The organism is Aquipluma nitroreducens, from assembly GCF_009689585.1.
Taxonomy (GTDB): Bacteria; Bacteroidota; Bacteroidia; order Bacteroidales; family Prolixibacteraceae; genus Aquipluma; species Aquipluma nitroreducens.
Window position 1 is genome coordinate 5,249,363 of sequence record NZ_AP018694.1, and the last position, 12,509, is coordinate 5,261,871.

Sequence of the window (12,509 nt, forward strand, 5' to 3'; positions counted from 1 at the left end):
TCACATATAAATTCAAAATCGATGAAAAAAGTAACACTAATCATGGCCCTGCTGATAGTCGCGACAGGGCTTGCCGAAGCGCAGAACCTTCCGGCGAAAAAGGAAGTGATGGATAAAATGGTGATCACTAATGCCTATTTTATGAACAAATGGCCAGACACAGGCAAGACGATTATCACCAACAAGGAACGTCAGAGCAACATCTGGACACGCGCCGTGTATTACGAAGGACTGATGGCTTTGTACTCGGTCAATCCGGATAAGGCCTATTACGATTACGCGATGTCGTGGGGCGAGGCGCATAAATGGGGCCTCAATGGCGGCGTGAAAACCCGTAATGCCGACAACCATTGCTGCGGCCAGACTTACCTTGATTTGTACGAAAATGAGAAAAAGCCGGAAATGATTAAAGACCTGAAAGAGTCGATTGATGCGATGATCGCATCGGATAAAATTGACGACTGGACCTGGATCGACGCGTTGCAAATGGCGATGCCGGTGTATGCCAAACTAGGTGTGATTACCGGCGACAAAAAATACTCCGAACGGATGTACCAGATGTACATGGACTCGAAGGTTCGCCAGGGATTTTACAACTCGGCCGATGGTTTGTGGTGGCGTGACAAGGATTTCCGTCCTCCGTACAAAGAGCCGAATGGCGAAGATTGCTACTGGTCGCGCGGAAACGGCTGGGTGGTGGCTGCCCTGGTTCGCGTGATGGAAATTGCGCCGAAAGACCCGCATTACAAGGAATACAAAAAGACTTACCTCGCCATGATGAAAGCCTTGTTGCCGATTCAGCGCGCCGACGGTTTCTGGAATGCGAGCTTGCACGACCCAACCAACTTTGACGGCAAGGAAACCTCTGGAAGCGGCCTGTTTGTGTACGGCATGGCCTGGGGTGTGAACCACGGCTTGTTGAGCGCCAAGAAATACATGCCTGCTATTGTGAAAGGCTGGAATGCAATGGCCTCCGAAGCTGTTCATGCCGATGGGTTTTTAGGTTTTGTACAGGGAACCGGTAAACAACCATCCGATGGCCAGCCAGTAACTTACGACAGCAAACCCGATTTTGAGGATTATGGCCTCGGCTGTTTTCTGCTGGCCGGCAGCGAAGTCTGGAAAATGGCGAAGTAAAAGACAAATTATATTGAGGGTTTCACTGGGGTGAAGCCCTCAATTGTTTGATTAAAAGAATTTTATTGCTCTGATTGCCGCTGGCTGGGGCGGGTCGAGAGTAACTTAAATAAAGGTTCATTCACGTAATAGTTTCCAGTTCCAATTCGCTCTTTCCTTAAAAGTCCGTCTTTCGCAAGCTTATTCAGGTAGTTTGCTGCGGTTATCCTTGAAACTTTCAAATCACTCACTACAAATTCAATTTTTGTATATGGATGTTTGAATAAATTATTCAACAAATCCTGGCTGTAGAATTTGTAATTATCTCTCAGCTTGTGCTTATAATTCATCATCAACTCCCTGATTTGAATGATCAGTTCAATGGTTTCCCTGGACGTTTTTTCGACCGCCTGAACCATAAACAAAATCCATTCTTCCCAATTTTCATCATCCCGAAGCTGTTGCAGCAAACGGTAGTAGTTCGATTTATTTTCTATAATGGATTTGCTCATGTAGAGAATAGGTACGTTTAAAAGCTTTTCCAGGATGAGATAAAGTATGTTGATTATTCTTCCCGTACGACCATTCCCGTCGTAAAATGGGTGGATGCTTTCAAACTGATAATGGATAATTGCCATTTTTACAAGCGGATCGTAGTCGCACATCGACGGATCATTGATGAATCGCTCAAGATTCGACATTAATCGGTTGATCTCGTCAATGTCTTGTGGTGGTGTATAAATGGTCTCTCCGGTTGACGAATTTTTAAGTGCAGTACCGGGCAGCCTTCTAAAACCGGCATTATTCCCTTCCAGTTCTTTTTGTATCTCGATTATTATACCGCTGGTAATAAAACCTTTATTCTGAGTCAGTTCAAACCCTTTTTTCAATGCTGAAATGTAGTTTTGAACCTCTTTCGCTTCAAGCGATTTATAAGAGTCAATGTTTAATTCTGATTTGTAGAGTTCATCATGCGTGGTTATAATATTCTCAATGGCAGAACTGTCTTTTGCTTCCTGAAGCCCCAGCGTGTTAATCAAAATAATCTGGTTAGGAATAGTGGATGCAATTCCTTTTAATTCGGCCAATGCCGCATGAGTAGCAGGCAAGCTTTTAAGAACGGCTTTCGTTTCAACCTCAATGGTCAAGGGAAGTTCGCTTAATTTCCAGTTTTCTTGCTGACTCATATTGTAAAGATTTTTGAATTCTCTTTACAAATATAGTCTATTGTGTAAATAAAATTCAATTTTCTTTACATTTAAATCCTGATATGTAAAGATTTTTGAATTTTCTTAACCTACGACAGCAAACCCGACTTTGAGGACTACGGCCTCGGCTGTTTCCTGCTGGCTGGCAGCGAAGTGTGGAAAATGGCGAAGTAAAAGGAATACTCCTGAAAACTATAAAACCCGGTCGAGAGATTGGGTTTTATTATTTGTATGTACAGTGTGTGAGAGCTGCGTTCCGTCAGCTAATTACTGGCGGAGTTGACTATTCGATTGGCGCTGCCTTTTTTATTAGGTTTCGCTCTTCAATTCCTTTGTCGCTGTTTTAATAAATGCTTCCTTGTCTTTTTTTACTTCTATCAGCATTGCTTTTCGTTCGGCTGGTATGGTATAATACTTTTCAGCCCATAAGTTTATTTCAATCATCAAAGGCAGTAAATCAATTCCTTTTTGAGTGAGTTTGTATAAAACTTTCGCTTTACTGTCTGGGTGGCCTGATTTTGTAATGATTCCGTTTTCTTCAAGTGTTTGAAGTCGTGAAGCCAAAATGTTAGTCGCTATTTTTTCGCCTGATTTCAGAAAGTCACCATAAGTACATTTTTTTGAGAACATTAAATCCCGCACAATAAGCAACGACCATTTGTCTCCCCAAATGTCGAGGGAACAACTAACGGGACAATCTGACCTTTTTTTTCTGTCTGCCATAAAATTATTTTTTCAAACCACTTGCAAATTAAAAGTTGTTTATTACATTTGCACTTGCAATTTGCAAGCAAATTTACGAATTTTATAAATACAAAAAATATGGACTTAAAAAATAAAACAATATTGATTACCGGTGGAAGTGCCGGCATTGGACTTGAAGCCGCCAAACAGTTTTTTGAAATTGGTGCAAAGGTTATCATCACAGGCAGAAGCCAGGAAAAATTAGATGCCGCCAAAAAACTGTATCCGAATTTGATTGCTATAAAAAGTGATGTTGCCAACGAAGAAGATGCAATTTCTCTGTTCAATCAGGTTAAGGAATTAGGCGGAATTGATATTCTTTATAATAACGCAGGTGTTGGCGTAATGCCTTCAAATTTGGGTGTTGCCAGCGACAAACATTTTGAAGGTGCGACCTACGAAATGAACATCAATTACCTAGCGGTTATTCGGCTGAACAATCTTTTTTTGGATATGTTGAAATCAAGAAAAGAGAGTGCCATAATCAACACCACATCTGTTTTGAGTTATGTGCCTTCGATGCTTGAAGCAACATACTCGGCGACAAAAACAGCATTAGCGTTTTATACAAAATCACTTCGTGAACACTTGCGAATTGCAAACAGTCCTGTGAAAGTGTTTGAGTTGTTACCACCTGCGGTAGAAACAGAACTAATAGCACACAGAAAAGTCAAAAAAATGAGCACCGAAAAATTGATAAAAGGATTGATTGCTGGATTACAAAATGACCAATACACCATTCGTATTGGCTATACAACAGCAATTTATATGCTTAATCGCCTTTTCCCAAAATTGGCTTTCCGATTGGTTAATCCAAGGGAAGCAGACAAATTTTTGCAATAACAATTTCATAGACAAGAATAGACATGAAACGAACATGTTGCTGCGAACACAAACACCAATGAAGATAATCTTCAGCAACATGTGAGCTCCATAAGGCAATTAAAAACAAATTATCTTCTGATGAAAGCATTTACAATAAACCGTTACAGTAAGAAAGATAAGCTTCAATTGGTTGAAGTTTCCGAACCTGCTGTTAAAGAAAATGATGTATTGATTCAAGTCCACTCTGCAAGTATCAATCAGTTAGATGACAAACTAAAAAGTGGTGAGTTTAAATTGCTGATGCCTTACAAATTTCCTTTGATTTTAGGACATGATGTGGCTGGTGTCGTAACCAAAGTCGGCTCAAAAGTCAGTCATTTCAAGGTTGGCGATGAAGTGTTTGCTCGTCCTGCCGATTTTCGGATTGGCACATTTGCTGAATACATTGCCGTCAATGAAAATGATGTCGCCTTGAAACCAAAACACATTTCAATGGAAGAAGCAGCTTCTATTCCTTTGGTTGCATTAACTGTTTGGCAAGCATTTGTAGAAAAGGCAAAACTCAAAAAAGGTCAGAAAGTGTTTATTCAAGCAGGTTCGGGCGGTGTCGGAACGATTGCTATTCAGTTGGCAAAACATTTGGGTGCAACTGTGGCCACAACCACAAGTGCCAATAATTTTGAATTGGTCAAAAGTTTGGGCGCTGATGTCGTGATTGATTACAAAACGCAAGATTTTGAAACCATTTTGAAAGATTACGATTTGGTGTTGAACAGCCAAGACGAAAAAACGCTTGAAAAGTCCTTACGAACTCTCAAAAAAGGCGGAAAAGTCATTTCTATTTCCGGTCCGCCTGATACGGCCTTTGCAAAAGAAATCGGATTATCGTGGTTTATGAAAACTGCCATTTTCTTTTTGAGTAAAAAGGTCAGAAATCAAGCAAAGAAACTCAATGTTGATTATTCGTTTTTGTTTATGAAAGCCAACGGCAAACAATTATCTGAAATTGGTTCGCTGATTGAAGCAGGTGTCATTCGTCCCGTGGTTGATAAAGTTTTCCCGTTTGAGCAAACGAACGAAGCAATGTCTTATGTCGCAAGTGGACGTGCCAAAGGAAAAGTTATTGTCAAAGTCAAGTAGGTCTGTCTGATGAGCGGTGTTGGTAAAGTTACCGCCAATATGATACGTTTTCAATTGTTATTGATAATTATAAACTTTAATTTATAGATATTGTGAATGAAATTTTCCTTTCAAATCTTTCTTAATTCTTCTGTAACTTAGCGAAACCTTTGTGCTCTTCGTCGTTTCAAAACCTATCTTTACAAGCGCAAATCAATTCGTACATTCCATGATTCAGGATATTCACCCGCACCGTTTCAGTAATCAATATCTTGCCAATAAGGCGATAGGAGAGACTGATTATATTTTTCATTATCAGGGAAACACTTTATTGCTCAAAGCAAACGGCGAAGAATTAGCGATACCGCAGAAAAAGGATTTTCCGGAGATTTCTGGTGAAATGGAATCGGTGTTTTTATTCAGCCTGAATGAGGTTTCTTGTTTCCTGGTTTGGGACGACCTAAAAGCGGACGAATCGCGGTTTGAGTACAAGGACATTAGTTTTTTTCGGACAACCAACCAGAAAGAAATTGCCTGGATTAGCGTTGTTGGTCTTCATTTGAGGAACTGGTATCTTCAAAACAAATTCTGCGGAAAATGCGGCTCCAAAACGCAACACAAGAATGACGAGCGGGCAATAGTTTGTCCTTCGTGCAACACAGTTGTTTACCCCAAAATTTCACCGGCTATTATTGTGGCCATTATCAGTGACGATAAAATTTTACTGGCTCACAATGCGAATTTCGTCGGCAATTGGTATTCGTTAATTGCCGGTTTTGTTGATGTAGGCGAAACCCTCGAAGAAACTCTGGTTCGCGAGGTTAAAGAAGAGGTTGGGCTGGATGTTTGGAATATTCGGTATTATAAAAGTCAACCCTGGGCGCTTTCGGGTTCGATGATGATTGGTTTTATTGCCGAAGCCGACGCAAATCAACCGATTTGCATTGATGGAAAAGAGATAACCGATGCTTTGTGGTTTTCGAGGGGAAATCTCCCGAGCCATCCGTCAACCATAAGCATTGCCGGCGAGATGATTGAAAAGTTTGAAAAAGGAGAGCTGCTATAGCAAGCTTGAATTATCTTAGGTAGAAATAACCAGGTTTGTTGGTTTGTTAGGTTAAGTATTTGAATACCTGTTATTTTACGTGCTTGTCTTCTTCTAAATTTTTCAGGTATTTTAAAAACAACTGTTCAAATTCATTCAGCTGATTTGGATTGAAAGTAGGATTAGGCTTATACCAGGATTGGGACATAAAATAATTCTTCAACTCGGTATCATTAAAAATGTATCCATGCCTGGCAAACATTTCATTTCTCATTAACCTAAGCGTTTGTTGGTTAAGCGTCTTAACCATTATATTGCCTAAGATTGGAGATTCTGTAAATACTTCCTGTGATCCGCCATACGGACATTTCCAATAACAGAGCAAGTTTACTTTTAAAGTCTCGTTCCATTTTGGTAGGTAGTTATTGTACGAAAACACAATGCTGTCGTTATAAATGCTCCGTTCAAGCCCCTTTGGTAAGGTTCTGTCTGAATAGAAAGTGGTATCAACAAATGCTTTTGAAGCAATTTTTGAGTAGTCGAAAATGACCTTTCCATTGGCGATAGTACTGCTCCAGGTTTGTGCAGTTCCAATCAAATAACTGAAACTGCAAGTCCCATCCGCAGAGCCACCTAGATCGCCGTTGTAATTGTTTTCAATCAAAACTGTTTCTCCGGGTTTGAAGTTTACATTCCAGCAAAACCATTTCTCGTAGCGTTTTAATTCAGGGATTTTATCAACTTCGGTGGTTTGAGTCCGTTTGTCAAATGCCGTTATATGGCCGTTTACAGCACAGGTAAAGCCTCTGAGTGGATTTGAAATCTCAGTCATATTTTCGAAATAGTCAGGAAATCCCATGAATACATTCTCAGCTTTGGTCCCCAGATTTTTGAACCAAAACTTGCAATACACTCTACAGCTATCCTTTTCCATAACAACCCTTATTTCTTCCTTAACCATTCGGATGCTTTCATTTCGGATAATGGGAAATACATTTCCGCCTCTTGATCCCAGAAAGGCATCGTTTGCTATGATCGTTGCGATTGAAAATACAAACAGTAAACTGATTAAAATATGTTTCATAGATTTATCTATTGCTGAATTTTTACTTCTACCTTCCTCCCGGAAAAATGCCCAAACATTTTGGCAGCGTTTTCAATTAACCCAATTTCTTTTTTGCTGTGTGGCCTGAAATGGTCAAGTTCTATCAGCACCGAGTCTTTTTTGATCGTTCTTTTCCACAATCCTGAAATCTGCCCATTCACAACTATTATTGGCCTGAAAATACCATTGTTCGAAATGGCTTTGGAGTGATTTTTCAACGTAATAGCCGAACTTCGGTCTTTGTAACTTATAAGGTATTCGTCGAAAGCTGGGAGCAAGTAAACCGAGTCAGATAAAGAAGTTGCCTGAGCGACCGATTCGACAAGCCAATATGTTTCGTTGTTTATAGTTTCCGAAATCAAAGTCGATTTGTTCATCTCCAGCGCTTTGCGAGCTTCAGCAACCGGCAGGCCCGACCACCACACAAAATCGGGCAAGGTGGCTGGGCCGTGACTGGTAAAGTACTTCTTAGCCAGCAATGACAAAGCTTCGTCTTTTGATAAGTTTTTCTTTACCGGAACTCTTTCCGCCAGCAAAGCATAAGTTTGCTTTTTGGCCCGGATGCTACCACTGCATATAATTCCATCAATTTCTGCTTCCATCAGGATGTGCGGCAATCGTTGTTCGTAGGTGTTTATTCCAGCGCTATTGAATTGATCGCTTAATTCTTCGCGGGTAAGTGATCGATTTCCTTCCAGCGATTTTATGAAAACCTCCTTGCTCTTTTGAAGGTCACTTTCAGTAAGTCCCAAATCACGGTTCCTTGATTTGGTAGTTGATTTAATTTGTTTGGCGGTAAGTTCTAAAAGCCAATAAATATCTTCGGCCGAAACAAAATGCCAGGTGGGGCGCATCAAATGGGTGCGTAAAATTTCACCTTGGTTGAATGCTGATTCGATTTGCTCTTCGGTTAAATGCGGCAACCGTACGCCAATAGCCCATTTGGCCTGATTGTAATCTTGTGCCTGCATAGCGCCCATCCAGCCCACGAGTTCTTTTGCTGATTTAAATTTTGTTGCGGCAACTTGCTGGTTTTGGAGACGGAGGGTTGAAATATCTGTCGTATTCATTGTTATTGCCCACTTTTTTCAACATGTTTAAGTATATCAGTCAACATCTCAATTTGAGTTTTTTGAATATCCAAAAGCTCTTGCTGTTGATCCATGACGAAATGATCGATTTTTTCGTGTAGCGTTCTGATTTCCAATTCTGATTTCAGGTTGATCATGTAGTCGTTTTTGGCCCTTTCCCGGTCTTTTTCTTCCTGACGGTTTTGGCTCATCATTATTACAGGAGCCTGAAGTGCAGCCAAACACGACAATATTAAATTCAAAAGAATAAAAGGGTAGGGGTCGAAACCTTTGTTGACCAACCAAAAGATATTCAGGCTAATCCATAGAGAAATAAATATCCCGAATGAGATAATAAATGTCCAGCTACCACCAAATGAAGCGACTTTATCAGCAATCTTTTGACCAAAAGTTAGAATCTGCTGATCTTCCCCATCAATCTTATCTGATAAAGTGGTGTTCTCGGTTATTGAAGTTAATACCTTCTTTTCAGGATCGGTCAGTTTCCCAAGTTCTTTTGACAGGTATTCCGAGATGTGTTTTTTTCTGAAAAGGTTTAATTCGCTGATGGACAAATGACTATCATGCGAAAAAAGAGGATGTTCTTTTTGTATCAAGTTTAAAATGGAATGCCGGATTGTTTTAGCCGAGACTTTATCAGCAATCTGAAATTCTTCGTTCGAAATGTCACTTCGGAAAGTTTTCATACCTGTTATTTAATGAAATTTAGGGTGATGAGTAAAATAATAATAAAAATACCGATGAGTGAGCTCATGAAAAAATAATCTGCAATTGTTTCCAGTTTAACTTCCTTCTGAGCTGATTTAGTCTTTATAGAGATAAATGAAAATACGCAGGAGATTGTGAGTAACAGAGCAATAACAGAAGTAAATTCATCAATCAGGTGCGATTCAATTTTATCGGCTATGTGCAATGAGGTGATCACGAACAGACAAAATCCTAAAAGATTTGCCGAAGTATTCAGTATATGTTGTGATGTATTGTTTGCCATTCTAATTGCCTTTGAATTGGTGGTGATATAGAAAACGGTCGCTTCAATAATTTGTTTTATTGTGGCTCTAAGCTATATCATAATTTAATAGTTTGCAATAAACCGAGACCTCATATTTCTGGTACAAGTGTACTTTTAATCACCGCTTTTTCATTTCAGAATTCGAACAAATCTGAGATGGTGTTCATTAATAGTATCTTGTAGAAATGAAATAAAAGCTTATTTTTGTATCAAATTGTTATTTGTACAATATAGGCCTAGCATGTGTCTTTATTGCTTATTCTGATTTAACTTAAACCAAATATCATGAAGCGAATTTTATATTTCACTTTTGCTACTCTTTTTTTATCAGCCTGTTCTCAGCAGGTTTGGGAGAAAACTACGAAAGGAGTAGTTGTTCACCCTAAATCGAAAACAGAAAGTAGTGCGCGTACCGTTAGTCTTGAAGTTGTGAACGATGAGATTATTCACGTTTTGGCTTCACCAACCGATCAGTTCTCGGCGACAAAAAGTTTGTGTGTGGTTGAACAGCCAACAAATACAATTCCATTTAATGTCACAGAACAGAACGACAGCCTGATTTTAACAACCACAAAAGTAAAAGCTGCGGTTTCTCTATCTTCTGGAGCTGTTGTTTTCTATGACGAAAATGGCCGGAAACTTCTTCCGGAAAGGGCAACTGGTGGTAAAACATTTACCCCCATTACTGTTGAAGGCACCAAAGGATACAGCTTTTCGCAGATTTTTGAATCGCCCGACGATGAGGCTTTCTACGGATTAGGTCAGCATCAATCGGACGAGTTTAACTACAAAGGTCGCAACGAGATTTTATACCAGTACAATACCAAAGTATCGGTTCCATTTGTAGTTTCGAATAAAAATTATGGTCTTTTGTGGGACAATTATTCGGTGACCAAATTTGGCGATCCACGAGATTATTCCGACATGGATCTGTTCAAACTTTACAACGCAAAAGGCGAGGAGGGCGGTTTATCTGGAATTTATTATACCAATTCAGATACCAATCAGGTGTTTGTTAACCGCAACGAATCCGCTATTGATTACGAAAACCTGACGACCATCAAGAAATTTCCTGAAGGCTTTCAGTTCAACAATTCAATGATCGTATGGAAAGGCCAGATTGAGCCTAACGAATCAGGCGAATTCCATTTCAAACTGTATTATGCCGGATATACCAAAGTTTACATCAACGACGAATTGGTTGTTCCTGAACGCTGGCGTACTGCCTGGAATCCGAATACCTACAAATTCACCAAACAACTCGAACAGGGTAAAAAATATTCGATTCGTCTGGAATGGAAACCCGATGGAGGCGTTTCATACCTAAGCCTGAAAGCTTTAAGTCCAAGGCCAAAAGCAGATCAGGATGCACTGACGCTGACATCAGAAATGGGCGATCAGATCGACTACTATTTTATTCGGGGAAATAATCTGGATGAGGTAATCAGTGGATACCGCACGGTAACTGGCAAAGCGCAGATTATGCCCAAATGGGCTATGGGCTACTGGCAGAGCCGTGAACGCTATAAAACTGCTGACGAGTTGACTAGTGTTGTTCAGGAGTATCGCAAGCGCAAGATTCCACTTGATAATATTGTACTCGATTGGAGTTATTGGCCTGTAACAGATTGGGGTTCGCACGATTTTGATGTGGCCCGTTTCCCTGATCCTGCCGCGATGGTTCAGAAAGTTCACGACATGAATGCACACATCATGATTTCGGTATGGCCCAAATTTTACCACACTACTCAAAATTATAAGGATTTCGACAGCAAAGGCTGGATGTATCAACGTGCAGTAAAGGACAGTATCCGCGACTGGATTGGTAAAGGCTACATTGGTTCGTTTTACGATGCCTACAATCCTGATGCCCGGAAGTTATTTTGGAACCAGATGAAAGAAAAGCTCTACAGCAAAGGCTTTGATGCCTGGTGGATGGATGCTTCAGAACCAGATATTCTCTCGAATGCCAGCATGGAATACCGCAAAGAATTGATGACACCGACTGCACTCGGACCATCGACCAAATATTTCAATGCTTATGCCCTGATGAATGCTGAAGCCATTTACGATGGCCAACGTGGTGTCGATCCGAATAAACGTGTTTTCCTGTTGACCCGCTCCGGATTTGCTGGATTGCAACGTTATTCAACCGCTACCTGGAGTGGCGATATTGGTACCCGTTGGGAAGATATGAAAGCCCAGATTTCAGCCGGATTGAATTTTGCAATCTCCGGAATTCCATACTGGACCATGGATATTGGCGGTTTTTGTGTAGAAAAACGTTACGAACGGGCCAAAGAAGGATCGGCCGATTTGGACGAGTGGCGCGAATTGAATTCCCGTTGGTACCAGTTTGGTGCGTTTTGTCCACTTTTCCGTAGTCATGGACAGTTCCCTTACCGCGAAATTTACAACATGGCTCCTGAAACTCATCCGGCATACAAAAGCATGGTTTATGTGAATAAACTTCGCTACCGTTTGATGCCCTACATTTATTCGCTTGCCGGAAAAACGCATTTCGAAGATTATACCATCATGCGAGCATTGGTAATGGATTTCAACGGTGATAAACAAGTAGAGAATGTTGGCGATCAATACATGTTTGGACCATCGCTGATGGTTGCCCCGGTTTACCAGTACAAGGCCCGTAGCCGCGAAGTTTATTTCCCGGCAGCCAACGGTTGGTACGATTTATATTCCGGGAAATATACCGAAGGCGGGCAGAAAATCAGTGTTGACGCACCATACGAACGGATGCCTTTGTTTGTGAAAGAAGGTTCCATTGTACCTTTTGGACCTGAAATTCAGTATGCAAGTGAGAAACAAGCTGATGTAATTACCTTGTATGTTTATACTGGTAAAAATGCGGAGTTTACGCTATATGAAGATGAAGGCATTAACTACAATTATGAAAAGGGATCATTCAGTACCATACAGTTCAAATACGATGAAACTTCAGGAAAATTGACCATTGGAGATGCAACCGGATCGTTCGATGGAATGCTGAAATCACGCAAATTCAATATCGTTTGGGTAGGTAAGCAGAAACCTGTGGCTTTCGACTTAAGCCGGAAAGCTGATGAAACGGTAACTTATGACGGTAAAGCACTGGAAGTGATAAGAAAATAATATCAGGAAAAAGTCATTAGTCATTAGAATATATTCCACATAAACTTTTCCCAATGACTATTGACTTTTTCTATAAAAGTAAAAAGGCAGCCCGTTTGAGCTGCCTTTTTCA

11 protein-coding genes are annotated in these 12,509 nt (G+C 40.5%); 5 read left to right on the plus strand and 6 right to left on the minus strand.

Annotation, left to right across the window (positions count from 1 at the left end):
- The first annotated feature begins 21 nt into the window (after positions 1-21).
- Positions 22-1,137: a glycoside hydrolase family 88/105 protein gene (locus AQPE_RS21965; RefSeq protein WP_318348627.1), complete on the plus strand. Its 1,116-nt coding sequence runs from the start codon at positions 22-24 to the stop codon at positions 1,135-1,137.
- A gap of 62 nt (positions 1,138-1,199) precedes the next feature.
- On the opposite strand, the gene AQPE_RS21970 is transcribed toward AQPE_RS21965, so the two are convergent.
- Positions 1,200-2,303, minus strand: a complete 1,104-nt coding sequence (locus AQPE_RS21970) for a Fic family protein (protein WP_318348628.1) — start codon at positions 2,301-2,303, stop codon at positions 1,200-1,202.
- A gap of 330 nt (positions 2,304-2,633) precedes the next feature.
- Positions 2,634-3,047 carry a winged helix-turn-helix transcriptional regulator gene (locus AQPE_RS21975; RefSeq protein WP_318348629.1) on the minus strand — a complete coding sequence of 138 codons (414 nt, stop codon included), beginning with the start codon at positions 3,045-3,047 and terminating at the stop codon, positions 2,634-2,636.
- A gap of 21 nt (positions 3,048-3,068) precedes the next feature.
- Here AQPE_RS21975 and AQPE_RS21980 point away from each other — a divergent pair, with 21 nt between their 5' ends.
- The 3 genes from AQPE_RS21980 (at position 3,069) to nudC (ending at position 6,078) form a co-directional block, all read left to right on the plus strand.
- Positions 3,069-3,911: an SDR family oxidoreductase gene (locus AQPE_RS21980; RefSeq protein ID WP_318348630.1), complete on the plus strand. Its 843-nt coding sequence runs from the start codon at positions 3,069-3,071 to the stop codon at positions 3,909-3,911.
- Positions 3,912-4,031: 120 nt separating this feature from the next.
- Complete coding sequence (locus tag AQPE_RS21985; RefSeq protein ID WP_318348631.1) at positions 4,032-5,033, plus strand: NADP-dependent oxidoreductase; 1,002 nt, start codon at positions 4,032-4,034, stop codon at positions 5,031-5,033.
- A 208-nt stretch (positions 5,034-5,241) separates the two neighbouring features.
- Positions 5,242-6,078: an NAD(+) diphosphatase gene (gene nudC / locus AQPE_RS21990; protein WP_318348632.1), complete on the plus strand. Its 837-nt coding sequence runs from the start codon at positions 5,242-5,244 to the stop codon at positions 6,076-6,078.
- A gap of 70 nt (positions 6,079-6,148) precedes the next feature.
- Here the strand turns inward: nudC and AQPE_RS21995 are convergent, their stop codons facing one another.
- The 4 genes from AQPE_RS21995 to AQPE_RS22010 are packed head-to-tail and all read right to left on the minus strand — an operon-like array spanning position 6,149 to position 9,244.
- Positions 6,149-7,141, minus strand: a complete 993-nt coding sequence (locus AQPE_RS21995; protein WP_318348633.1) for a YARHG domain-containing protein — start codon at positions 7,139-7,141, stop codon at positions 6,149-6,151.
- A gap of 8 nt (positions 7,142-7,149) precedes the next feature.
- Complete coding sequence (locus AQPE_RS22000; RefSeq protein WP_318348634.1) at positions 7,150-8,232, minus strand: winged helix DNA-binding domain-containing protein; 1,083 nt, start codon at positions 8,230-8,232, stop codon at positions 7,150-7,152.
- 2 nt (positions 8,233-8,234) lie between these two features.
- On the minus strand, positions 8,235-8,939 hold the full coding sequence (locus AQPE_RS22005) for a DUF1003 domain-containing protein (protein ID WP_318348635.1): 705 nt from the start codon (positions 8,937-8,939) through the stop codon (positions 8,235-8,237).
- A gap of 5 nt (positions 8,940-8,944) precedes the next feature.
- On the minus strand, positions 8,945-9,244 hold the full coding sequence (locus AQPE_RS22010; RefSeq protein ID WP_318348636.1) for a hypothetical protein: 300 nt from the start codon (positions 9,242-9,244) through the stop codon (positions 8,945-8,947).
- 306 nt (positions 9,245-9,550) lie between these two features.
- Here AQPE_RS22010 and AQPE_RS22015 point away from each other — a divergent pair, with 306 nt between their 5' ends.
- Entirely contained in the window at positions 9,551-12,397 is a 2,847-nt protein-coding gene (locus tag AQPE_RS22015) for a TIM-barrel domain-containing protein (RefSeq protein WP_318348637.1), read from the plus strand.
- The last annotated feature ends 112 nt before the right edge of the window (positions 12,398-12,509 follow it).

What these genes read in the sequence shown, in the direction of transcription:
- AQPE_RS21995 (WP_318348633.1), bottom strand. Translation starts at nt 7,141, where the DNA reads ATGAAACATATTTTAATCAGTTTACTGTTTGTATTTTCAATCGCAACG.
- AQPE_RS21965 (WP_318348627.1), top strand. Translation starts at nt 22, where the DNA reads ATGAAAAAAGTAACACTAATCATGGCCCTGCTGATAGTCGCGACAGGG.
- AQPE_RS22000 (WP_318348634.1), bottom strand. Translation starts at nt 8,232, where the DNA reads ATGAATACGACAGATATTTCAACCCTCCGTCTCCAAAACCAGCAAGTT.
- AQPE_RS21970 (WP_318348628.1), bottom strand. Translation starts at nt 2,303, where the DNA reads ATGAGTCAGCAAGAAAACTGGAAATTAAGCGAACTTCCCTTGACCATT.
- AQPE_RS21985 (WP_318348631.1), top strand. Translation starts at nt 4,032, where the DNA reads ATGAAAGCATTTACAATAAACCGTTACAGTAAGAAAGATAAGCTTCAA.
- AQPE_RS22005 (WP_318348635.1), bottom strand. Translation starts at nt 8,939, where the DNA reads ATGAAAACTTTCCGAAGTGACATTTCGAACGAAGAATTTCAGATTGCT.
- nudC (WP_318348632.1), top strand. Translation starts at nt 5,242, where the DNA reads ATGATTCAGGATATTCACCCGCACCGTTTCAGTAATCAATATCTTGCC.
- AQPE_RS21975 (WP_318348629.1), bottom strand. Translation starts at nt 3,047, where the DNA reads ATGGCAGACAGAAAAAAAAGGTCAGATTGTCCCGTTAGTTGTTCCCTC.
- AQPE_RS22010 (WP_318348636.1), bottom strand. Translation starts at nt 9,244, where the DNA reads ATGGCAAACAATACATCACAACATATACTGAATACTTCGGCAAATCTT.
- AQPE_RS22015 (WP_318348637.1), top strand. Translation starts at nt 9,551, where the DNA reads ATGAAGCGAATTTTATATTTCACTTTTGCTACTCTTTTTTTATCAGCC.